The following is a 20,752-nucleotide window of genomic DNA, read 5'->3' as shown; positions in this document are numbered from 1 at the left end:
TTTCTCGTCCTGTTGCTATTCCTAATCAGAGACGGTAAGTCGTTATGTATCAGAGCCACTTTAAATTTAAACAACCGCCATTCAGAACAATCACGGGTTTCTCCGGCGATTTTCTGGTGCCTTATCATCAGGACGTATTCAACCTGCTGAAAGAGAAAAGCCAGGTGGCGGGAATTATCGGGCTCTTTTGCAACGACGCATCGCTGCTGGGCCACTTCAGCGATGCGCTGAAGGCCAGCCTTCCTGGCGCCATTGCCATCAACGCGTTTCCTAAGCTGAGTGCCAGTAGCCTGCTGTACAAGCTCAACCCAGGAACGAAAGAGAGCAAGAGCCGCATTCAGGCGGTGGATGCCGTGCTGCATCAGTGGCAGGGCGGAAAAAACCGCAGCAAAACCCTGGTCATCCGTCACGCGGAAGCGATGAAGGAGACCTGCCGTGAGGTGCTGGGGATGTTGCTTACGCGTGCTCAGGAGCTGGAGTTCCGTCTGTCCATCGTGCTGATGGGCAGCGCGGATCAGGAAGCCGCCCTCTTACACCCATCTGAACTTAGCGAATATGCCCATACCCGTCATACATTGCGTCCCCTGACCTGCCGGGAATTTCTCAGCTATGTGCAGGCGCAGTGTGAAGAACACGGGTGCGAGAATTCGCCGCTAACCCCGGCGCGCGTGCGCAAGATGCACGAGCTGACCAAAGGCAACATCAGCAAACTGAATGAACTGGCGCACCTGTCAATGCTCGCGGCCTGGACCGAACGTGCAGCGCAGGTCAGCCCGCGTCATTTACGCCTGGCGGCAGGCGAGATCCTCCCGGCGAAAAAACACGGTAAGCGCCTGGCGACCGTGGGATTGTTCGCCTCGGTTCTGTTCGCCGCCTGCGGATGGTATTTAACCGCCTCAATCAATGCAAAACTGCCGATTCAGCTTCCCGTACCGGCGAGCTGGAAACAGCAGAAGTCAAAAGCCGACGCGCCTGTCGTGCCGGTTATCGACAATGAAATGGTTAATCAGCCGGATGCGATGCACCAGCTGTACCTGATGTGGGGGTATGACGCCTCCGCGGATGATGCGCTGTGTCAGAACGCCGGGAAGGTCAATCTGATGTGTAAACAGGGCAACGCGTCACCGGATACGCTGGCACAGGAGGGTTATCCGTGGGTCAGTGAACTCAAAACCGGTAACCACCTTAACTACGCTGTTGTCGCCCGCGTAGGCGATGACTCGATGGATCTGCTGATGAATAACCGCACCTGGCAGGTGAGCCGCAGCTGGTTTAACCAGCATGCCACCGGTAACTTTACCCAGCTGCATCGCCTGACGCCGGAAGGCAAAGATGCCATCAGCGCCGCCAGCGATGCGAAAGACATGGGCTGGCTGGATCAGGCGCTGAGTCTGGCTCTTGGCCAGCCTGAAACCCATGCTCAGACCTGGACGGCTGAGATGATGAAACGCACCCGCGAGTTCCAGCAAAAAATGCATCTGCATGTGGATGGTATTCCAGGGGAAGATACGCTGATGCAGTTAATGCGTGAAACCCATACCACGCCGAGCGTGTTGATTCAGGCCACGCATGCCACACCGGACGCCAACACGCAGGAGAAGCATTCCTAATGTCTACCATCTGTCTTGCGGCTCAGCGCAGCTATACCACCGGAGAGGCGATCTGGTTTTCGTACCGCCTCCCCAGCCTGAGAAAAATTTGCGGTCATACCTTTTTATGGGTATTGGGTTTGTGCGCCCTGGTCATGGCAGGGCTGTACGCGCATATTTACTGGAATTTGCGCCACCCGGCCCCTGAACCGGTAAAAGCGAGCGTCGCTAAACCGGAAACGCAGCTTTCCGATATGCATTATGTGTACGTGAGTAAACCGTTCCCGCATCCGCATCCTAAACCGGCGCCGGTACGGGAAGAGATGCCGCCCATGCAGGATCTGCCGATAAGCACAGATGATGCTGACTGGCAGCAGGCCCCTGACAGCACCGTGCCGCAGGATGCCGGGCACGATACCTCGCGTGATACCCTGCCGGGTACCGAGGCGCACGAAAACGCCACCGCGTCGTCGGGAAGTGAAGATGCTTCGTTAGCCGAATTGTTTAAGCAGGCGTTAAAAGAACAAGAGCAGGATTATTCTCAAGGCAAAATTCCCGCGCCGCCGGTTGACGAAACGCAGGATCAATCGCAAAGCAGTTTGTTGCATAACGATCACGTCCAGTCTCCTTTGAGTAAAAAAGGAGACCGGCTGGAGTAGTTAATATTTTTCAGGCAGCGTAGTGAGGTTAAGCAGACGACCTTTCTCCACCACAATATATTGACCTTTTTTCAGGTCGGAGAGGATTTTAATAATGGTACTGCGGGCCAGGTTGGTATATTCCTGAATATAGTCATAGATATTAATATCGCGCTGTTGGTGAACAATCAGCTCATTAATTTCGTAGAGGAATTCGCGGACCACAGAATAGGCGCTACGGGCGACCAGAACATCATCGCGTTTGCTCAGCAGGCAGATGTACCAGGAGAGCACTTTGGTCAATTCAGGCCACAGATTTTTCTCGGTCATAAGCTGCGCGAAGGCCTCTTTTTTGATGCTGCGTACCACGGTGTTTGCGCGGACCAGGCCGTACATATGGGCTGACTGATAGAAAATAGCGGAGAGGCCAAACACGCACTGTCCGGTGACGGTAAACATGCAGAGTTCGTCTGATTCACGACGGAATTCGACTTCGCCGCTGACGATAATATGAATATACTGAGAGTCAGCCGTGGAAATTTTCTGCCATTTCTTTAAGGTTTTCTCTTCAAAACCTTCCGTGGCAGAAATAATGGCTTCCATTTCAGGTTGTGGACGTAATTTTTTACCGTAAATGCTTAACATTGTTATACCCATTTAAGATTAGATTTATTAGACATAGCATGGCCGCGGTATTAAAACCGAAAAACCAACAATCTTTTCCTGATGAAAGGCTCAAGGAGAAAATAAGAATGCCTGCCGCCAGCAATATTTTTTTTATTTACTTAGCAAGCTATGTGTCTATCTTAAATCCGGATAATTTTAAGTCAATTTACTAAAAATGAATTGAGTTTGTACTTAAGATTAATCTCAAGCACAAATAAGGGGAAAACGCGCATTCGGGCGCAAACCGAAGGTTTACCGTTGCCCGTATTTCTCTAAAAGGGCTTCTGCAATGGCCATCGTTTCCACATCCGCGACGCCGTTCCATACCTGCGGGCGATAGTGCATCTGGAAGGCGGTGATAACGCGTTGCTGCTGCTGATCCGTGGCGTTGTCCGGCACCTCATAGCCATAGCGCATCAGCAGGTCGAGCAGGGCTGCACGATCTACCTCCTGATAGCGCGGACGACCATTGATATAGAAGTTCACGCGCCCGGCATCGGGCCAGGCCCCAATCCCCTGCTTCGCCAGCGCCTGCCAGGGAAACAGCGGGCCGGGATCGTCCTTACGCTGGGGCGCGATATCAGCATGCGCCACCACGTTCTGCGGTTTAATGTCGTACCGGGCGATAATGTCTTTCGCCAGCGGGATAAGCGCCGCGATTTGCGCGGGCTCAAACGGGGCGAAAACTTTCACACCGTCGCGCTTCTGCCAGCCGCGGTTCTCCAGCTCAATGCCGACAGACGTGTCGTTGATGCGGTTGGTGCCGCGCCAGAAGCTGATGCCCGCATGCCAGGCCAGCTCGCTCTCCGGCACCAGCTGCCAGATGCGCGGCTTCCCGTCCGGCGTCGGCGGTTTTGCGGGGATGAGATAGTGGGAGCTGACGTTTTTGTCGGTTAAGGTCGCAAGCGAGGTGTCGAAGTCGTCGGCGGTGTAGTGGATCACCAGCACCTTTATCCGCGGATAGGCCGCCTGCGCCTGATGGCGAGTATCCAGCTCGTAGGCACCTTTATCAACAATGCCTTTTTCCTGGGCGCATCCTGCCAGCAACATCGCCAGCAGGAGCGTTGAAAGCGAGCGCTTCATCGACGAGTTTTCACCGCCGTGCCGCTTACGCTCACCATCAGCATGCTCGAATCTTTGCCGACGGTTTCATAATCAATATCGATTCCTACAACGGCATCCGCGCCCAGCGCTTTGGCCTGCTCGCCCAGCTCCTTAAACGCAATTTCGCGCGCTTTACGCAGCTCTTTTTCGTACGCGCCGGAGCGTCCACCGACGATGTCACGAATCCCGGCAAAGAAATCCCGGAAAATGTTCGCGCCCAGAATCGCTTCGCCGGTGACCACGCCGCAATACTCGGTAATGGTCTGTCCTTCCAGGGTTGGCGTTGTTGAAAACTGCATACTTTCTCTCCTTCTTTAGCGTTCAATGCGTTAGCAACAGCATTATCGGTTCGTTACGCTATGATTGAAAGGATAGTTAATAAATAAGGAAATCAACATGCGCTACTCTGCTTTAACACTTTTAGTGCCCTGCGCGCTGGTGCTCAGCGCCTGTACTACCACGGTCACGCCAGCCTTTAAGGATATCGGTACCCGCAGCGGCCCCTGCATAGACGGCGGCCCGGATACCGTGGCGCAACAGTTCTATGATTACCGCATTCAGCATCGCGGAAATGATCTCACCGCTCTGCGCCCGTACCTGAGCGATAATCTTGCAAAACTGCTTAACGACGCCACCCGCGATCCACAGCATAACGCCCTGCTGAAATCCGATCCGTTCTCCAGCCGCACCACGCTGCCGGATAGCGCCGAGGTGGCCAGCGCGTCAACCATCCCGAACACGGATGCCCGCAATATTCCGCTGCGCGTGAAGCTGACGCAGGGCAGCCAAACCTGGCAGGACGAAGTGCTGATGATCCGTGAAGGCCAGTGCTGGGCGGTGGACGATGTGCGCTATATCGGCGGAAGCGTTCATGCCCCGGCCGGCACGCTGCGCCAGTCGATTGAGAACCGCTAGATCATTAGTGATAAAAATGTTACCCCCGTAAAATGTCCGGCATTTCACGCGGAATGCCGACATTTATACTCGCCGACCTTGCCGTCCGCTATTTTGTGCTATGTTTAAGAGGAAATGCGGGTTATATTTAACTTTTAACGCAGAAATATTGCATAACTATTCTGTCAACGGTACTATCTGCGGCCTCAATTGCTATAGATTGCCTGGATGAGTAAAGACTGCCCCGATGAGTATTAAACTAAACGGCATTAACTGCTTCTACGGCGCACACCAGGCGCTGTTTGACATCACGCTGAACTGCCCGGAAGGCGAAACGCTGGTTTTACTTGGCCCAAGCGGTGCAGGCAAAAGCTCCCTTCTGCGCGTCCTTAATCTGCTTGAAATGCCCCGTTCCGGTACGCTGGCTATCGCCGGTAACCATTTTGATTTCGCGAAAACCCCGTCAGATAAAGCTATACGCGAACTGCGTCAAAACGTCGGCATGGTCTTCCAGCAATATAATCTCTGGCCGCACCTGACCGTGCTGCAAAACCTGATTGAAGCCCCGTGCCGCGTGCTGGGGTTAAGCAAAGATCAGGCCATCGCGCGTGCTGAAAAGCTGCTGGAGCGTCTGCGCCTTAAGCCCTACAGCGACCGCTATCCGCTGCACCTCTCTGGGGGTCAGCAGCAGCGCGTGGCGATTGCCCGCGCGCTGATGATGGAGCCCGCGGTACTGCTGTTTGATGAGCCGACCGCGGCGCTGGACCCGGAAATCACCGCCCAGATCGTCAGCATCATTCGCGAGCTGGCGGAAACCAATATTACGCAGGTCATTGTTACCCACGAAGTGGAAGTGGCGCGTAAAACCGCCAGCCGTGTGGTCTACATGGAAAACGGGTATATCGTTGAGCAAGGTGACGCGAGCTGCTTCGCGAACCCGCAAACCGATGCCTTCAAAAACTATTTATCTCATTGATTGTGTCAGGGGAAATATAATGAAAAAAGTATTACTTGCCGTGCTGCTTGCTGGCGTTACCCTTTCCGCTACCGCAGCCCAGACCATTCGTTTCGCCACGGAAGCCTCCTACCCTCCGTTTGAGTCCATCGATGCGAACAACAAAATTGTTGGCTTCGACGTAGACCTGGCAAACGCCCTGTGTAAAGAGATCGACGCAACCTGTACCTTCAGCAATCAGGCGTTCGACAGCCTGATCCCAAGCCTGAAGTTCCGCCGTATTGACGCCGTCATGGCCGGTATGGACATCACTCCTGAGCGTGAAAAGCAGGTGCTGTTCACCACCCCTTACTACGACAACTCCGCCCTGTTTATTGGTCAGAAAGGTAAATTCACCTCTGTCGATCAGCTGAAAGGTAAGAAAGTCGGCGTGCAGAACGGCACCACGCACCAGAAGTTCATCATGGATAAACATCCGGAAATCACCACCGTTCCGTACGACAGCTACCAGAACGCGAAGCTGGATCTGCAGAATGGCCGTATCGACGGCGTATTTGGTGATACCGCTGTCGTGACCGAGTGGCTGAAAGCCAACGACAAGCTGGCGCCAGTGGGCGACAAAGTGACCGATAAAGATTACTTCGGTACCGGTCTGGGGATTGCCGTTCGTCAGGGCAACACCGAGCTGCAGCAGAAATTCAACGCTGCGCTGGAAAAAGTGAAGAAAGACGGCACCTACGAAACCATCTACAAAAAATGGTTCCAGAAGTAATTCCTGATGAATGAAATTTTTCCTTTAGCAAGCGCCGCCGGGATGACCGTCGGCCTTGCCGTTTGCGCACTGATTATCGGCCTCGTGCTGGCGATGTTCTTTGCGGTGTGGGAATCCGCCAAATGGTTCCCCGTCGCCTGGACAGGCTCCGCGCTGGTCACCGTGCTGCGTGGGCTACCGGAAATTCTGGTGGTCCTGTTTATCTATTTCGGTTCCTCACAGCTGCTGCTCACGCTGTCTGACGGCTTCACGATCAATCTTGGCTTTGCGCAGATCCCGGTGCAGATGCAGATTGAAAACTTCGACGTCAGTCCGTTCCTGTGCGGCGTGATTGCCCTCTCCCTGCTCTACTCCGCGTACGCGTCGCAAACCCTGCGCGGTGCGCTGAAAGCCGTGCCGCAGGGACAATGGGAGTCGGGTCAGGCGTTAGGGTTGTCGAAATCCGCCATCTTTTTCCGTCTGGTGATGCCGCAGATGTGGCGTCATGCCCTGCCGGGACTCGGCAACCAGTGGCTGGTGCTGCTGAAAGATACCGCGCTGGTGAGCCTGATCAGCGTGAACGATTTGATGCTGCAAACCAAAAGCATCGCCACCCGTACTCAGGAGCCATTTACCTGGTACATCGTGGCGGCGGCTATCTACCTGGTAATCACGCTGCTCAGTCAGTACATCCTCAAGCGTATTGACCTGCGTGCGACGCGCTTTGAACGGAGACCAGGCTGATGCTTGAATATTTCCCGGAGCTGATGAAAGGGCTGCACACCAGCCTGACGCTGACCGTGGCGTCCATCATTGTGGCGCTGATCCTGGCGCTCATCTTCACCATCATCCTGACGCTGAAAACGCCGGTGCTGGTATGGATCGTGCGCGGCTACATCACCCTGTTTACCGGTACGCCGCTGCTGGTGCAGATCTTCCTGATATACTACGGTCCGGGCCAGTTCCCGTCACTGCAGGCGTATCCGGTTATCTGGCACCTGCTCTCTGAGCCGTGGCTCTGCGCTCTGATTGCCCTTTCGCTGAACAGCGCGGCCTATACCACCCAGCTGTTTTACGGGGCGATCCGTGCCATCCCGGAAGGACAATGGCAGTCCTGCGGGGCGCTGGGCATGAGCAAAAAAGACACGCTGGCGATCCTGCTGCCGTACGCCTTCAAGCGCGCTCTCTCCTCTTACTCCAACGAAGTGGTGCTGGTGTTTAAGAGTACTTCTCTGGCCTACACCATCACCCTGATGGAAGTGATGGGTCACGGGCAGCTGCTGTACGGGCGCACCTATGACGTGATGGTGTTCGGTGCAGCCGGCGTGGTCTATCTGGTGGTGAACGGTCTGCTGACGCTGATGATGCGACTGATTGAGCGTAAAGCGTTAGCGTTTGAGCGCAGAAATTAACCACGCGAGTGCATAAAACGTAATTACCAGAGCGGATAACCCGATGGCTTATCCGCTTTTTTTTATACCACACACAATATTTAATCATATTTATTGCATATAAATTCATTAACTGGCATTGTACATCCATGCCGCAGACACGGCGCATAATGACAAGATAGACAGACGGGAGCATTACAATGAAAAAGTTAGTTTTGGCCGCACTACTCGCCACCTTCGCCGCTGGCGCATCCGCTGCTGATAAAATCAATTTTGGCGTTTCGGCCACCTATCCGCCGTTTGAATCGCTGGACGCCAGCAATCAGATCGTCGGTTTCGATATCGACCTGGCGAAAGCCCTGTGCAAGCAGATGCAGGCCGACTGCACCTTTACCAACCATGCCTTCGACAGCCTGATCCCGTCGCTGAAATTCAAGAAATATGATGCGGTGATCTCCGGGATGGACATCACGCCGGAGCGCAGCAAGCAGGTCGCGTTCACCGACCCGTACTACGCCAACTCGGCGGTGGTGATTGCGAAGAAAGGGGTTTATAAGTCCTTTGACGAGCTGAAAGGCAAACGCATCGGGATGGAAAATGGCACCACGCACCAGAAATACCTGCAGGACAAACATCCTGAAGTGAAAACCGTGGCCTATGACAGCTACCAGAACGCGATTATCGACCTGAAAAATGGCCGTATCGACGGCGTCTTCGGCGACACCGCCGTGGTAAACGAATGGCTGAAAACCAACCCGCAGCTGGGTACGGCGACCGAGAAAGTGACCGACCCACAGTACTTTGGTACAGGCCTCGGCATCGCGGTACGCCCGGATAACAAAGCCCTGCTGGAAAAACTGAACGGCGCGCTGAAGGCGATTAAAGCAGACGGCACGTACCAGAAAATCAGCGAGCAGTGGTTCCCGCAGTAATCTCTTTTTGCCGGGTGGTCTGGCCTACGGGGGTGGTCTGTAGGCCGGGTAAGCGCAGCGCCACCCGGCAATTTCTCACAGCGGCACAAAGAACCTGAACCGCGCCCCGCTCACGGACTCCATCAGCCTGATCCCGCCGCCGTGCAGCTCCAGCATTCGCTTAACGATTAACAGCCCTAACCCCCCGCGGTTCTCCCGCGATGCCTGGGTATTCAGCGCCGAAGGCCGCTGGAACAGATCGTCGCGCAGCGAGGCATCCACGCCCGTTCCGGAGTCTGCCACTTCGACCTGAAGCCGTTCATTCTCCTGCCAGACCGCCAGACGAATTTCCCCGCCAGTGGGCGTATGACGCATCGCGTTATCGAGCAGGTTGGTCACCACGCGCTCGATCATCGACACATCGGCATTGACCAGCGGCAAGGGGCCCGGCACGTCAATATGCAGATTCACCTCGCGCGTGCGGGCGGTAAGCTCAAACTTCTGCGCCACGTCGGAGATCAGCTCTCCCATCGCGAAACGCTCGCGCTGCGGCTTAATGCCGCCGTGCTCAAGGCGCGCCAGCTCGAAAAGCTGCTGGGAAAGATGTCGTACCTTTTGTCCCTGACGCAGCGCGGTGGCGAGATACTGCTGGTGCTCCTGCGGCGTCAGGGTGGCGGATTTGAGCGACAGGGTTTCAAGATAGCCCAGCAGCGAGGTCAGCGGCGTGCGAAGATCGTGCGAAATGTTGGCGATAAACTCCCGGCGCTGGCGATCGCTGTCGGCCAGCTGGTCCCACTGGCGGGTAATTTTCCGCGCCAGCTCGATGAAACTGTTGCGCAGGAGCGCCACTTCGTCATTGGCTGCGGCATCCGGCGGCTGTGCTGCGAGCAGCCTGATTGCGCTAATGCTGTCCTGCTCCAGGCCGGTGACCTCTTCCGTCAGGCGCTTAACCGGACGCGTCACCCAGTACCAGACCAGCAGTCCCGCCAGCAGGCCAAACAGCGCGACCCACAGCAATGACCAGAGCACCGTGCTCCAGAGCGCCTTATGCCAGGCCATTTCCGCCAGCGCGTTCGACTCCTCGCCCTGCAAAATGATGTACAGGTAGCCCTTAAGCTCGCCGTCCTGCCGCAGCGGCGTGGCGCTGAACACTTTTTTATTTTGACTGCGCGGATCGTCGCCCAGTACCGGTATGGCGGTACCGCTCAGGAAGGTCTGAACCGGTGCCAGGTCGATTTTTTGGCGCTGAATATGGCCCGGCGGTGCGGCATCGGCCAGGATTTCGCCGTCCGGCGAGATAACGTACAGTTCAACGCTCGGGTTGAAGGTCATCAGCCGGTCGAACAGCGGCTTCAGCGCGGTGCGGTCGACCCTGCCCTGCGCGTCCAGAATCGGTTCCCGCTGGACGATCTGCTGCGCCAGGCCGCCCGACAACCGCTGCACCATCGCGTTGCCGTACTGCATACTGCTGTAGAGCTGTACCGCGCAGGCGACGGTAGCGCAGAGCATCATCAGCAGGACAAACAGCAGCGTCAGGCGCTGGCTCAGGCTAAAGCGGCGCATCATGGTTTGGCTCCGCAAATTTGTAACCCTTGCCCCAGACGGTGCGAATTATCTCCGGCTCGGCGGCGTCCTTCTCAATCTTGATGCGCAGGCGGTTGATATGGGTGTTGACGGTGTGCTCGTAGCCTTCGTGCTGATAGCCCCACACCTGCTCCAGCAGCGCCAGACGGGAAAACACCTCGCCGGGATGGCGGGCGAAGAAGTACAGCAGTTCGAATTCGCGCGGGGTGAGATCCACCACCTGGCCGTGAAGCAGCACGCTGCGCGCCAGGGGATCGATCGTCAGGCCGTGGGCCTGGATTTGCCCGTCAGCCTGCGCCTGCCCCATCGCCTGCTGGCGGCGGAACAGCGCTTTGATGCGGGCAATCAGTTCCTGCACTGAAAAGGGTTTTGCCAGATAATCATCGGCGCCGGTTTCCAGCCCGGTGATGCGGTCGGTTTCGCTGCTGCGGGCGCTGATGATGATCACCGGCAGGTAGCGGGTCATCTGGCGGATGCGGCGGCAGATCTCCAGGCCGTCAACGTTGGGCAGCATCAGGTCGAGGATCACCGCATCCCACGGCTGTTTTTCAAGGCGCTGCAGGGCGTTGCCCCCGTCGGGCTCGTGGGTGATGGCGTAGCCTTCGTCTTCTAAGTTGAGCCGCAGAAGCGCCGCGATATCGTGGTCGTCTTCCACCAGCAGGATCTGCTTCATGGGTAAGCCTTTATTCATCTCTTATGACGTAAGCTTACCTGATTTTATGGGCGGGCAGAGTTCACATTTTGTTTAAGATTTCACGAGCAACGTCAGGACTTCATAATGTGCGGTATGCGGGAACATATCGAAAAGCTGCACGCGTGCAATGCGATAGCCCGGCAGTTGAGCGATGTCTTTCGCCATGGTCTGTGCGTTACAGCTTGAATAGACGATGTATTCCGGCGCCATCTGGCTCAGGTAGTCGCACAGGGATTTGCCAATCCCACGACGCGGCGGATTAACCAGCACCAGCTCCGGCACGTTGCCCTGCCCGGTCGCGAACTGCGTGGAGTCCAGCGCCTGAAAGTGCACATTGGTTAACCCCAACTCGGCGGCGGACTGCTTTGCGCAGGCAATCGCTTCGGCGGAGATCTCAATGCCGGTGAGCTGCATCTCAGGCGTGGCGCAGTGCAGGCCAAAACCGCCCACGCCGCAGAACAGGTCCCACATATGATGGATGTTTAACGCGCGCACCCAGTCGCGTGCGGTGGCGTACAGGCTGCTTGCCACGGTCGGGTTGGTCTGGAAGAAGCTTTGCGGGCGGATCCACAGCGGTACGCCGTTGAAGCTCTCCGCCAGCGCGTGCTGGTCGGTGAAGAAAACCTCTTTCTCCCCTTCCATGATCGCCATATGCACCGGCTGAATGTTTGCGGTAATCACCTTTAACTGAGGAAGCTGTTCCTGCAGCCACGGCAGCGCCGCGCGCAGCTGCTCCAGCTTGGCTTCCGAACGCAGCACGAAGCGCAGCATCATGCCGCCGTCGATCTGGCTTTCCGTCAGGAGAAGGTACTTCAGCTCGCCACGCCTGCGGGCAACGTTGTAAGGCGTTAACCCCGCGCGAGCGATAAACGGTTTCAGTGCGGCAAAGACCGGCTCAAACGAGGCGGGATAGAGCGGGCAGTCGGTTAAGTCTTCCGGCGTGCCGTCGCGGTGTAGCATCCCCAGCAGCGGTTTTTCAACGCTGCCGCTGACCACCATTTTGGCTTTGTTGCGAAAGCCCTGCTCCGGGCCGCTGACGGGTGCGCACCACTCGCCCACCGCGCGTGCTGCCAGCAGCTGTTGCAGGTCGGCCATTTTGGCGGTGAGTTGTTGAGAGACCGGCTGTTCTATCCACTGACAGGAGCGGCAGCGTCCGGCGTCATAGAGTGCGCACTGCATATGAAAACCTTAAGGAAAACGAGGGCTGCGATTATACACATTATTGCAGGCGGAAGAACCGTCGACTGGACGCCGGAACGAAAAGCAGGCAGAGCACCAGCATATCCGGCAGTTTTTGCATGACCAGCGCATGGAAAATCTCACGTCGCGACTCACCCGGAATGCTGAACAGCTCAGGATAGCCATATCCCAGAGAGGCGGCCCACAGATAGCTGGCGGCGGTCACCTGCGTGAGCAGATAGACCCAGCGCGCCCAGTTTCGCCCTTTGACCAGCGAAAACGCGCAGTAGATCTCGATAAACACCAGCACCAGGCTGCTTAAAAAGACCAGCGTCAGATTCCACGTCTGCACGCTGCGGTGAATGAATTCCCCGATGCCGCGCACGCCCAGCGTATTCAAAATCATCAGCACGTCAAGGCAGCGGATCATAATAATGGCGAGCGCCGCCACCTGAACCAGCGCAGGAACGTTAGGACGGGCGTGCGTAATACGTGATTTTTTTACTAATCCCAATGTTTTACTTCCCTGAAAAACAGTGCCGCGTCATGCGCGGCACATCACCGGAAATATTAAATCCTTCAGCCGCGTCTTGCACGCTGGATATCGCGCACGCGCTGTTTTTCCGCGCGCGCCATCAAATACCAGGCGATAAATCCGACAATTCCGACCACGCCGAGGATGATAGAGGCCAGAGCATTGATCTCCGGGTTCACCCCCATGCGCACGCTGGAGAAGACCAGCATCGGCAGCGTCGTCGCGCCCGGCCCTGAGACAAAGCTGGCGATAACCAGATCGTCGAGGGAGAGCGTGAACGCCAGCAGCCAGCCGGAGATCACCGCCGGCATAATCATCGGCAGGGTAATGATGAAAAAGACCTTTAGCGGCGTGGCGCCGAGATCCATCGCCGCCTCTTCAATGGAGCGGTCCAGCTCGCGCAGGCGCGAGGAGATCACCACCGCCACATACGCGGTACAGAAGGTGACGTGCGCCAGCCAGATGGTGAGCATGCCGCGATCCGCCGGCCAGCCGATGGCGTGCGCCAGGGCCACGAAAAGCAGCAGCAGCGACAGGCCGGTAATGACGTCCGGCATCACCAGCGGGGCAGTGATCATAAAGGCGAAACCGTTTGAGCCGCGAAAACGCCCGAAGCGCACCATCACCAGCGCGGCGATGGTGCCCAGAACGCAGGCCATCGTGGCCGCCAGCGCGGCAATGGTCAGGCTCAGCCCCACCGCGCTCATCATTGCGTCGTCGTGGAACAGCTCGCTGTACCAGCGCGTCGACCAGCCCGCCCAGACCGTCACCAGTTTGGAACTGTTGAACGAGTAGATCACCAGCATCAGCATCGGCGCATACAGGAAGGTGAAGCCGATAACGAGGATCAGAATGCGCCACGGGGAGCGTACTACCGGTAAGTTGTTCATCCGCGATCTCCCATCTGTTTCTGCTGATGCTTATGGAACCACATGATCGGGACGATCAGCAGAAGGAGCATGATAATCGCCACCGCCGACGCCACCGGCCAGTCGCGGTTATTGAAGAACTCCTGCCACAGCACGCGGCCAATCATGATGCTGTCCGGCCCGCCGAGCAGTTCCGGGATCACAAACTCCCCGACCGCCGGAATAAACACCAGCATCGACCCGGCAATGATTCCGCCTTTGGTCAGCGGGACAATCACGCTGAAGAAGGTCTTCAGCGGACGCGCGCCGAGATCGAGCGAGGCTTCCACCAGCGAGTAGTCAATCCGCGTCAGGGCGGTGTAAATCGGCAGCACCATAAACGGCAGATAGGCATAGACAATGCCGATATAGACCGCAAGGTTGGTGTGCAGGATGGTCAGCGGCTGATCGATAACCCCAAGCCACATCAGAAAATTATTCAGCACCCCGTTGTTTTTCAGGATCCCCATCCACGCGTAAACGCGTATCAGAAACGATGTCCACGACGGCAGGATCACCAGCAGCAGCAGGATGTTGCGCGTTGACGGCTTGCTGTGCGCCACGGCCCACGCCAGCGGGTAGCCCATCACCAGACAGCAGAGCGTCGAGATCGCCGCCACCTGCAGAGACTGCAGATAGGCTTCGAAATAGAGCGGATCCTCGGTGAGCTGGAGGAAGTTGCCCAGATTCAGCGTCAGCGTCAGCTGCCCGTCGGCCCACTCCCACAGATCGGTATACGGCGGGATCGCCCGCGCCATCTCCGCCAGGCTGATCTTAAAGACGATCAGGAACGGCAGCAGGAACAGCAGGATCAGCCACACGTAAGGCATGGCGATTACCAGCTTGCGCCCGTGGTTCATCTTAAGGCGCGTCAGCCAGTGGGCAAAGCCGCCCGGTTTTTTGACGCGGGCTGGAGGTTCAAGTGTGCTCATGATCGCTCCTTATACCGTCAGCACGACGCAACTGTCCGCGTCCCAGCACAGGCGCACTTCGTCGCCCCAGGTCGGCTGCCCCTTGCGGTAGCGATGTTCGTTCTGTAGCTGCGCGCTGAGCATCTGTCCGCTTTTCAGGCGCACGTGGTAAATGGAGAGATCGCCCAGATAGGCAATGTGCACCACTTCCCCGACGGCAAAGTTATAGCCATCGGCAGGCGGATCGTCACAGAGCATGATCTTCTCCGGGCGCAGCGCCACGTAGACCGGCACGTTATCCACCACCGAGCTGTCAGGATCGACCTTAAGCGGATGCTGCAGCCCCGGTGATTCGATGACCAGACCATCCTCCTGACGATCCTTCAGCAGCCCTTCAAAAACGTTGACCGATCCGATGAACTCCGCGCTGTAGCGGGTGGTCGGATGCTCGTAAATCTCTTCCGGCTCGCCAATCTGCACGAACTTCCCGCGGTTCATGATCGCGATACGCCCGGCCATGGTCATGGCCTCTTCCTGGTCATGGGTGACCATCACGCAGGTCACCCCCACGCGCTCGAGGATATCGACCACTTCGAGCTGCATACGGTCGCGCAGCTTTTTGTCCAGGGCGCCCATCGGCTCGTCGAGCAGCAGCAGTTTCGGGCGTTTCGCCAGGCTTCTCGCCAGCGCCACGCGCTGACGCTGACCGCCGGAAAGCTGGTGCGGCTTCCGCTTCGCGAACTCCTGCATATGCACCAGGCTCAGCATTTCGGCCACGCGCGCGGTGATTTCGGCTTTCGGCAGCTTGTCCTGCTTCAGGCCAAAGGCGATGTTTTGCTCCACCGTCATGTGCGGAAACAGCGCGTAAGACTGGAACATCATATTAATCGGGCGCTGATACGGCGGCACGCTGGAGAGATCCACACCATCGAGCATGATTTGCCCGGCGGTGGGCTGTTCAAAACCGGCCAGCATACGCAGCAGGGTCGATTTACCGCAGCCCGATGCGCCCAGTAGCGCGAATATTTCGCCTTTATAGATAGTCAGGCTGACGTCGTCCACGGCATGCTGGCCATCGAAAGATTTGGTGAGGTTACGAATTTCAAGAAGCGGGGTCAGCGCTTTACGGACTTTCGCCTGCGGGCGGGGGATCGCGTCATTCACGGGGTGCTCTCCGGTAGAGATCAAATCATGGTGCAGGCGCACCAGAACGGTGCGCCTGTTGCCGGGGGCGCTAACGCTTGCCCGGCCTACGACTCACGGTAAATTATTTACCGCTCTTCACCTTGGTCCACGCGCGGGTACGTACGCGGTCAATTTTTGGATCCTGAACCTTCAGGGTGAACAGCTTGGCGAACACGTCCGCTGGCGGATAGATTGCCGGATTACTGCGGATCGCTTCGCTCACCAGCGGCACGGAGGCCTTGTTACCGTTGGCGTAGTAAACGTGGTCGCTGATGTGGGCGATCACCTCAGGACGCATCAGGTAATTCAGGAACTGGTAGGCTTCCTCTTTGTTTTTCGCGTCAGCCGGCATGGCGAAGACGTCAAAGAAGGCCAGCGCCCCCTCTTTCGGAATGAAGTAGGACACATTCACACCGTTTTTCGCCTCTTTCGCGCGGTTCGCCGCCTGCCACACGTCCCCTGCCCAGCCGATCGCCACGCAGATGTCGCCGTTCGCCAGGTCGTTGATGTACTGGGACGAGTGGAAGTAACGAATGTTTGGACGCAGCTTCAACAGCAGATCGGTCGCCGGGCCGGTGTAATCATCGGCTTTATTGCTGTTCGGGTCTTTGCCCAGGTAGTTCAGCACGGTGGCGAAGATCTCTTCCGGCGCATCGAGGAAGGAGACGCCGCAGCTTTTCAGCTTCTCAAGATTTTCCGGCTTCAGCACCACGTCCCAGCTGTCCAGCTTAACGTCCGGGCCCAGCGCGGCTTTGACTTTATCCACGTTGTAGCCGATACCGGTGGTCGCCCACAGGTAAGGCATGGCGTATTTGTTGTCCGGGTCGTGCTTCGCCACCAGCTTCAGCACTTCCGGATCGAGGTTTTTCCAGTTAGATAACTTGCTCTTGTCCAGCGGCTGGAAGACGCCCGCCGTCAGCTGACGTTCCAGGAAGCTTGCGGAAGGTACGACCAGGTCAAAACCGGTGCTGCCTGCCATCAGCTTTCCTTCCAGCACTTCGTTGGAATCGAAAACGTCATAGACCACTTTAATGCCGGTCTCTTTTTCAAAATTAGCGACCGTGTCCGGCGCAATATAGTCAGACCAGTTGTATACGTGCAGCGTTTTTTGTTCCGCAGCGAGCGTGCCGGCAGAGACGGCCATCAGAGCACCCGCAACCAGACCCGATAACCATTTTTTATTCAAGGCGATCATAGTGTTATTCCTTCTGAAAGCTCGTTAACAAACGAACTAAACTGTGCAATCTGGATATATGCAAAAATCATGCATAGTTTGTCGCTCTGCTCAAAATAAAAAGAAACCTCTTTACCCGGCAGGATCCGCTCGCTTTTTTAAGCATCGCAAGAATAACTGTAGCCCGTGTCTCCGGCTATAGCCCAGACGAAAAAACGCCTTTTATCAATTTTTTATGCAGGTTAAGTCTACGTGATAAGCCGAAATGGCCTTGAGGGAGGTGAAAAATTCTTTAAAGAAAGGTTAAAGGCAGCAGAAAAAATGGCCTTCTGCAGCCGCTATGGCAGCGACTGCGCAAAAGTCAGACAGGCTTAGTGAAGAAAATTGGGAGATGCATCATTATTCTCAGCATCGTCTTCCGCGCTATACAGCAGATGATGTGCATTGGCTTCCATCATAACCATGGAAATTTGCTCTTCGCTCAGGCGCATAAACCAGGCGAACTGCTTGAACGACAGCCCCGCCCCGGAGAATAAAGACTGGCAAACGACCAGTTTTGGCAGATTATCGTCCTGTATATCGAGAAATGCTTTCACCGTCAAAGAACTGGCGTTGATAGCCGAGAGATCGGAGGCCAGCGCCAGCAGCGCAGAAGGCTTCACTTCGGCTAGCGCGGAAAAAAGGATCACGTCGTTAATCAGATCGATTTTGGCATCGAAAATGCCGTCGAAATTCTGCATATGAGGCAGATGCAGCGCCTGGCAGGAATCACATTCGAAGAAGGTGATCCCGGCATCATCAAGCCATTGACGTAACGTATCCAGTGTAGGTACGACCTGTAAATCCATCGCTGTGCAGCCTCTTTAGTAAAAACTTCGCATAGGGTACTCAAAAAGCGCCCGGTAATCCATTTAACCGCCCGTTTTCAGACAGTAACCCGGCGTGGCATGACGCTCGATCCATGAGATCATTTTACCTGCAATATCGACCCCTGTGGTTTTTTCCACACCTTCCAGCCCCGGGGAGGCGTTCACCTCCATCACCAGCGGCCCGCGCGTCGCCCGAAGAAGGTCCACGCCCGCTACGTCCAGCCCCAGGGTTTGCGCCGCTTTCACGGCTATTTCCCGTTCGCGTTCGCTAATATCGGCTACCCGCGCTACGCCGCCGCGGTGAAGGTTAGAGCGGAAGTCGCCCTCTTTGGCCTGGCGCTCGATGGCCGCCACGACCTCGTTCCCCACCACGAAACAGCGAATGTCGCGCCCTTTCGCCTCTTCAATGTACTCCTGCACCAGAATGTGCGCATTCAGCCCGCGAAAGGCGTCGATCACGCTCTCCGCCGCCTGACGCGTTTCCGCTAACACCACGCCAATGCCCTGCGTGCCTTCCACCAGCTTGATCACTAAAGGCGCGCCGCCCACCATATCGATGAGATCGCTGGTGTCGTCCGGTGAATGGGCAATGCCCGTGACGGGAAGATCGATCCCCTGTCGGGCGAGCAGCTGCAGGGAGCGCAGCTTGTCGCGGGCGCGGGAAATGGCGACGGATTCGTTGAGCGGATAGCTGCCCAGCATCTCGAACTGGCGCAGCGCGGCCGTGCCGTAGTAGGTAATCTGGGAGCCGATGCGGGGGATCACCGCATCAAAGTGCGGCAGCTTGCGGCCTTTGTAGTGAATCGACGAGGCGGCGGGGTCGATGTTCATATAGCAGGACATCGGGTCGAGGATCTCAACCTGATGCCCGCGTTTCGCCGCCGCTTCTCGCAGGCGCTTACATGAATAGAGCGTTCCGTCCCGGGACAATATGGCAATTTTCACCCTGCACCTCTCTGAAGACATGGAAAAAGCCTGCATATCATATACGCAGGCAGGCGCAGGAGGAATGGACTATCGCGTTGCCCAGCCCTGCTTGTGCAGATACTCAAGAATAAACGGGCGGTTTTCTTTGATGATGGTGCGGCGAATATGATCCGTCCAGGTGTCGCGACGGTTATTGCTGCCGCGCGTCATGTAGTAGTTCGCCAGCTCTTCGTCGTATTGATTCAGGACATACTGATCGACCGGCTGGTAATGGTTTTCATGCACCAGCATCGCGGCAGGAATGCGCGGCTTGAGATCCGGGTTGTCCGCCGGCCAGCCGAGGCAGAGGCCAAACAGCGGCAGCACGTGTTTTGGCAGCTTCAGCAGGTCGGTCACGCTTTGAATGTTGTTACGCAGCCCGCCGATATAGACACCCCCTAACCCCAGCGATTCCGCGGCCGTAAAGGCGTTTTGCGCCATCAGCGCGGTATCCACCACGCCCAGCAGCAGCTGTTCGGCCAGCCCAAGTTCCGCCTCAGGGCAGATCTGCAGGTGGCGGTTAAAGTCGGCGCAGAACACCCAGAACTCGGCTGCCTGAGCCACATGCTTCTGCCCGCCGGTGAGCGTCACCAGCTGTTCACGCATGGCTTTATCGGTAATGCGGATAATCGAGCTGCACTGCAAAAAGCTGGAGCTGGAGGTGGCTCTTGCGCTGTCGATAATCGCATTACGCTGCGCCTCGGTAATCGGCTCATCGGTAAAGTGGCGAATGGAGCGGTGGGACTGGAGCAGGTCTATGGTTGGCGTCATCTTGTCTCTCTTTAGTCTTGCTTAATACGTATGGCAGCCAGTATAGGCAATGATGTGCGCGGTGTAATTGGCGAAACATAGCTCATAGGTATTATAACGACAGGCGAAACCTTCTTTAATGACGGCGGGTTATGGGGCACTATACGTGTCATTCGCCGTCAGGCTTGTTTTTTGAGGAGAGAGAAATGTTTGCAGTAATTTTTGGTCGTCCAGGGTGCCCTTACTGTGTGCGCGCGAAAGAGCTGGCTGAGAAACTGACCGAAGAGCGCGATGACTTCAACTTCCGCTATGTGGACATCCACGCGGAAGGCATCACCAAGGCCGACCTGGAAAAAACCGTCGGTAAGCCGGTTGAAACCGTGCCGCAGATCTTCCTCGATCAGAAACACATCGGCGGTTGCACCGACTTTGAGGCCTACGCCAAAGAGCATCTGGGCCTGTTTGCCGAGCAGTAATGAAGAGACGCCCTCACCCTGAGGGCGTTTTTATTTGCGGTGCCGTCGGTGCTGAACCAGGCTGCGCACAAACAGGTAGCACAGCGCGCCAAGCGCGCACCAGAATACGCCGCTCAGCAACCACGCCAGCTCCTGCCAGAAACTCCGCGTTGAAATATACATCAGGCGCATCATCAGCAGACACAGCGGTGCAGCGAGCATGGCGCCCAGCAGCGGCTTCACCACCTCCCCTTGACGGGAGAGAAAACTGGCGGCAGCCCCCGGCAACGTGAAGAAGAGCAACCCCAGCTCAGGATGCCCGGACGCCCTGAACGCGCCCTTTACATTAAATGCGAGCGACATGCACACGACCGTGAACAGCAAAAAACAGCTGATCACCCCCGCCCAGTTTCGTTTCATATTCAAACTATCCTCCTGACTTATCTCTATCAAATACACATTCGTCGGGTAGACGCCCAGTCAGATAAAGCAGTGCGGCAATCCATGCCAAAGTACGCACAGGGTGATGCGATAATCAGTAGCTGTCAGTAGCTAATGCGATTAAACTACACGCCAGCTAATGTTTTAGGGAATAAAGCAGGAAACAGGGAGCGTTAGCGCTTTTCCCTGATCCAGAAAACAG

At 56.4% G+C, this 20,752-nt stretch carries 24 protein-coding genes; 9 read left to right on the top strand and 15 right to left on the bottom strand.

Going from position 1 to position 20,752, the window contains the following annotated elements; genetic code table 11:
• Positions 1-44 precede the first annotated feature (44 nt).
• Complete coding sequence (locus IM314_RS03760; protein ID WP_163332982.1) at positions 45-1,610, top strand: ExeA family protein; 1,566 nt, start codon at positions 45-47, stop codon at positions 1,608-1,610.
• Complete coding sequence (locus tag IM314_RS03755) at positions 1,610-2,248, top strand: hypothetical protein (RefSeq protein ID WP_193359217.1); 639 nt, start codon at positions 1,610-1,612, stop codon at positions 2,246-2,248. Before IM314_RS03760 ends, IM314_RS03755 begins: the two co-directional genes overlap by 1 nt.
• On the opposite strand, the gene IM314_RS03750 is transcribed toward IM314_RS03755, so the two are convergent.
• From IM314_RS03750 to IM314_RS03740, 3 genes are all read right to left on the bottom strand, one after another.
• Positions 2,249-2,872 carry a helix-turn-helix domain-containing protein gene (locus tag IM314_RS03750; protein ID WP_028012518.1) on the bottom strand — a complete coding sequence of 208 codons (624 nt, stop codon included), beginning with the start codon at positions 2,870-2,872 and terminating at the stop codon, positions 2,249-2,251.
• Positions 2,873-3,145: 273 nt separating this feature from the next.
• Positions 3,146-3,976: an N-acetylmuramoyl-L-alanine amidase gene (locus IM314_RS03745; RefSeq protein ID WP_041910667.1), complete on the bottom strand. Its 831-nt coding sequence runs from the start codon at positions 3,974-3,976 to the stop codon at positions 3,146-3,148.
• Positions 3,973-4,296, bottom strand: a complete 324-nt coding sequence (locus tag IM314_RS03740; RefSeq protein WP_028012516.1) for a heavy metal-binding domain-containing protein — start codon at positions 4,294-4,296, stop codon at positions 3,973-3,975. The genes IM314_RS03745 and IM314_RS03740 overlap by 4 nt, the downstream gene beginning before the upstream one ends.
• Before the next feature lie 97 nt (positions 4,297-4,393).
• On the opposite strand from IM314_RS03740, the gene IM314_RS03735 reads away from it, so the two are divergent.
• The 6 genes from IM314_RS03735 to artJ all read left to right on the top strand — a co-directional run bounded on the left by IM314_RS03735 (position 4,394) and on the right by artJ (position 8,920).
• Positions 4,394-4,912, top strand: coding sequence for a lipoprotein (locus IM314_RS03735; RefSeq protein ID WP_193359216.1), 519 nt, complete (start codon positions 4,394-4,396; stop codon positions 4,910-4,912).
• A 226-nt stretch (positions 4,913-5,138) separates the two neighbouring features.
• Positions 5,139-5,867: an arginine ABC transporter ATP-binding protein ArtP gene (artP, locus tag IM314_RS03730; protein WP_008500030.1), complete on the top strand. Its 729-nt coding sequence runs from the start codon at positions 5,139-5,141 to the stop codon at positions 5,865-5,867.
• A 19-nt stretch (positions 5,868-5,886) separates the two neighbouring features.
• On the top strand, positions 5,887-6,618 hold the full coding sequence (gene artI / locus IM314_RS03725; protein WP_008500032.1) for an arginine ABC transporter substrate-binding protein ArtI: 732 nt from the start codon (positions 5,887-5,889) through the stop codon (positions 6,616-6,618).
• Positions 6,619-6,624: 6 nt separating this feature from the next.
• A complete protein-coding gene (gene artQ / locus IM314_RS03720) occupies positions 6,625-7,341 on the top strand; it encodes an arginine ABC transporter permease ArtQ (protein ID WP_023310941.1) in 717 nt (238 codons plus the stop codon).
• A complete protein-coding gene (gene artM, locus IM314_RS03715; RefSeq protein WP_028012513.1) occupies positions 7,341-8,009 on the top strand; it encodes an arginine ABC transporter permease ArtM in 669 nt (222 codons plus the stop codon). The genes artQ and artM overlap by 1 nt, the downstream gene beginning before the upstream one ends.
• A gap of 179 nt (positions 8,010-8,188) precedes the next feature.
• Positions 8,189-8,920 carry an arginine ABC transporter substrate-binding protein ArtJ gene (gene artJ, locus IM314_RS03710; protein WP_193359215.1) on the top strand — a complete coding sequence of 244 codons (732 nt, stop codon included), beginning with the start codon at positions 8,189-8,191 and terminating at the stop codon, positions 8,918-8,920.
• Between the two features lie 75 nt (positions 8,921-8,995).
• Here artJ and IM314_RS03705 read toward each other — a convergent pair whose 3' ends face one another.
• The 11 genes from IM314_RS03705 to nfsA form a co-directional block, all read right to left on the bottom strand.
• Positions 8,996-10,465, bottom strand: coding sequence for an ATP-binding protein (locus IM314_RS03705; RefSeq protein WP_028012512.1), 1,470 nt, complete (start codon positions 10,463-10,465; stop codon positions 8,996-8,998).
• Positions 10,449-11,156, bottom strand: coding sequence for a response regulator transcription factor (locus IM314_RS03700; RefSeq protein WP_041912037.1), 708 nt, complete (start codon positions 11,154-11,156; stop codon positions 10,449-10,451). The genes IM314_RS03705 and IM314_RS03700 overlap by 17 nt, the downstream gene beginning before the upstream one ends.
• Before the next feature lie 72 nt (positions 11,157-11,228).
• Positions 11,229-12,356, bottom strand: coding sequence for a 23S rRNA (uracil(747)-C(5))-methyltransferase RlmC (gene rlmC / locus IM314_RS03695; RefSeq protein WP_059354563.1), 1,128 nt, complete (start codon positions 12,354-12,356; stop codon positions 11,229-11,231).
• A gap of 40 nt (positions 12,357-12,396) precedes the next feature.
• Positions 12,397-12,870 (bottom strand): YbjO family protein, encoded by a 474-nt coding sequence (locus IM314_RS03690; RefSeq protein WP_028012509.1) that lies wholly within the window; start codon positions 12,868-12,870, stop codon positions 12,397-12,399.
• 65 nt (positions 12,871-12,935) lie between these two features.
• Positions 12,936-13,781: a putrescine ABC transporter permease PotI gene (gene potI / locus IM314_RS03685; protein ID WP_028012508.1), complete on the bottom strand. Its 846-nt coding sequence runs from the start codon at positions 13,779-13,781 to the stop codon at positions 12,936-12,938.
• Positions 13,778-14,731 carry a putrescine ABC transporter permease PotH gene (gene potH, locus IM314_RS03680; RefSeq protein ID WP_041910674.1) on the bottom strand — a complete coding sequence of 318 codons (954 nt, stop codon included), beginning with the start codon at positions 14,729-14,731 and terminating at the stop codon, positions 13,778-13,780. The genes potI and potH overlap by 4 nt, the downstream gene beginning before the upstream one ends.
• Before the next feature lie 9 nt (positions 14,732-14,740).
• The gene (gene potG / locus IM314_RS03675; RefSeq protein WP_045630953.1) at positions 14,741-15,874 is read right to left on the bottom strand and encodes a putrescine ABC transporter ATP-binding subunit PotG; all 1,134 of its coding nucleotides are present in this window, start codon (positions 15,872-15,874) and stop codon (positions 14,741-14,743) included.
• 103 nt (positions 15,875-15,977) lie between these two features.
• The gene (gene potF / locus IM314_RS03670; RefSeq protein ID WP_028012505.1) at positions 15,978-17,090 is read right to left on the bottom strand and encodes a spermidine/putrescine ABC transporter substrate-binding protein PotF; all 1,113 of its coding nucleotides are present in this window, start codon (positions 17,088-17,090) and stop codon (positions 15,978-15,980) included.
• A gap of 350 nt (positions 17,091-17,440) precedes the next feature.
• Positions 17,441-17,917: a YbjN domain-containing protein gene (locus IM314_RS03665; RefSeq protein WP_003858385.1), complete on the bottom strand. Its 477-nt coding sequence runs from the start codon at positions 17,915-17,917 to the stop codon at positions 17,441-17,443.
• Positions 17,918-17,980: 63 nt separating this feature from the next.
• The gene (rimK, locus tag IM314_RS03660) at positions 17,981-18,883 is read right to left on the bottom strand and encodes a 30S ribosomal protein S6--L-glutamate ligase (protein WP_028012504.1); all 903 of its coding nucleotides are present in this window, start codon (positions 18,881-18,883) and stop codon (positions 17,981-17,983) included.
• 69 nt (positions 18,884-18,952) lie between these two features.
• Positions 18,953-19,675: a nitroreductase NfsA gene (gene nfsA, locus IM314_RS03655; RefSeq protein WP_193359214.1), complete on the bottom strand. Its 723-nt coding sequence runs from the start codon at positions 19,673-19,675 to the stop codon at positions 18,953-18,955.
• A gap of 185 nt (positions 19,676-19,860) precedes the next feature.
• Between nfsA and IM314_RS03650 the strand changes: the two genes are divergently transcribed.
• Positions 19,861-20,130, top strand: coding sequence for a GrxA family glutaredoxin (locus IM314_RS03650; RefSeq protein WP_028012502.1), 270 nt, complete (start codon positions 19,861-19,863; stop codon positions 20,128-20,130).
• 30 nt (positions 20,131-20,160) lie between these two features.
• On the opposite strand, the gene IM314_RS03645 is transcribed toward IM314_RS03650, so the two are convergent.
• A complete protein-coding gene (locus tag IM314_RS03645) occupies positions 20,161-20,529 on the bottom strand; it encodes an inner membrane protein YbjM (protein WP_080339193.1) in 369 nt (122 codons plus the stop codon).
• Between the last annotated feature and the right edge of the window lie 223 nt (positions 20,530-20,752).

This window comes from Enterobacter cloacae complex sp. P42RS (assembly GCF_014930595.1).
Classification (GTDB): domain Bacteria; phylum Pseudomonadota; class Gammaproteobacteria; order Enterobacterales; family Enterobacteriaceae; genus Enterobacter; species Enterobacter bugandensis.
The sequence above is the reverse complement of the archived record's forward strand: the minus strand, read 5'-3'. Positions and strand labels throughout refer to the sequence as shown.

What these genes read in the sequence shown, in the direction of transcription:
- IM314_RS03760 (WP_163332982.1), top strand. Translation starts at nt 45, where the DNA reads ATGTATCAGAGCCACTTTAAATTTAAACAACCGCCATTCAGAACAATC.
- IM314_RS03755 (WP_193359217.1), top strand. Translation starts at nt 1,610, where the DNA reads ATGTCTACCATCTGTCTTGCGGCTCAGCGCAGCTATACCACCGGAGAG.
- IM314_RS03750 (WP_028012518.1), bottom strand. Translation starts at nt 2,872, where the DNA reads ATGTTAAGCATTTACGGTAAAAAATTACGTCCACAACCTGAAATGGAA.
- IM314_RS03745 (WP_041910667.1), bottom strand. Translation starts at nt 3,976, where the DNA reads ATGAAGCGCTCGCTTTCAACGCTCCTGCTGGCGATGTTGCTGGCAGGA.
- IM314_RS03740 (WP_028012516.1), bottom strand. Translation starts at nt 4,296, where the DNA reads ATGCAGTTTTCAACAACGCCAACCCTGGAAGGACAGACCATTACCGAG.
- IM314_RS03735 (WP_193359216.1), top strand. Translation starts at nt 4,394, where the DNA reads ATGCGCTACTCTGCTTTAACACTTTTAGTGCCCTGCGCGCTGGTGCTC.
- artP (WP_008500030.1), top strand. Translation starts at nt 5,139, where the DNA reads ATGAGTATTAAACTAAACGGCATTAACTGCTTCTACGGCGCACACCAG.
- artI (WP_008500032.1), top strand. Translation starts at nt 5,887, where the DNA reads ATGAAAAAAGTATTACTTGCCGTGCTGCTTGCTGGCGTTACCCTTTCC.
- artQ (WP_023310941.1), top strand. Translation starts at nt 6,625, where the DNA reads ATGAATGAAATTTTTCCTTTAGCAAGCGCCGCCGGGATGACCGTCGGC.
- artM (WP_028012513.1), top strand. Translation starts at nt 7,341, where the DNA reads ATGCTTGAATATTTCCCGGAGCTGATGAAAGGGCTGCACACCAGCCTG.
- artJ (WP_193359215.1), top strand. Translation starts at nt 8,189, where the DNA reads ATGAAAAAGTTAGTTTTGGCCGCACTACTCGCCACCTTCGCCGCTGGC.
- IM314_RS03705 (WP_028012512.1), bottom strand. Translation starts at nt 10,465, where the DNA reads ATGATGCGCCGCTTTAGCCTGAGCCAGCGCCTGACGCTGCTGTTTGTC.
- IM314_RS03700 (WP_041912037.1), bottom strand. Translation starts at nt 11,156, where the DNA reads ATGAAGCAGATCCTGCTGGTGGAAGACGACCACGATATCGCGGCGCTT.
- rlmC (WP_059354563.1), bottom strand. Translation starts at nt 12,356, where the DNA reads ATGCAGTGCGCACTCTATGACGCCGGACGCTGCCGCTCCTGTCAGTGG.
- potI (WP_028012508.1), bottom strand. Translation starts at nt 13,781, where the DNA reads ATGAACAACTTACCGGTAGTACGCTCCCCGTGGCGCATTCTGATCCTC.
- potH (WP_041910674.1), bottom strand. Translation starts at nt 14,731, where the DNA reads ATGAGCACACTTGAACCTCCAGCCCGCGTCAAAAAACCGGGCGGCTTT.
- potF (WP_028012505.1), bottom strand. Translation starts at nt 17,090, where the DNA reads ATGATCGCCTTGAATAAAAAATGGTTATCGGGTCTGGTTGCGGGTGCT.
- IM314_RS03665 (WP_003858385.1), bottom strand. Translation starts at nt 17,917, where the DNA reads ATGGATTTACAGGTCGTACCTACACTGGATACGTTACGTCAATGGCTT.
- nfsA (WP_193359214.1), bottom strand. Translation starts at nt 19,675, where the DNA reads ATGACGCCAACCATAGACCTGCTCCAGTCCCACCGCTCCATTCGCCAC.
- IM314_RS03650 (WP_028012502.1), top strand. Translation starts at nt 19,861, where the DNA reads ATGTTTGCAGTAATTTTTGGTCGTCCAGGGTGCCCTTACTGTGTGCGC.
- IM314_RS03645 (WP_080339193.1), bottom strand. Translation starts at nt 20,529, where the DNA reads ATGAAACGAAACTGGGCGGGGGTGATCAGCTGTTTTTTGCTGTTCACG.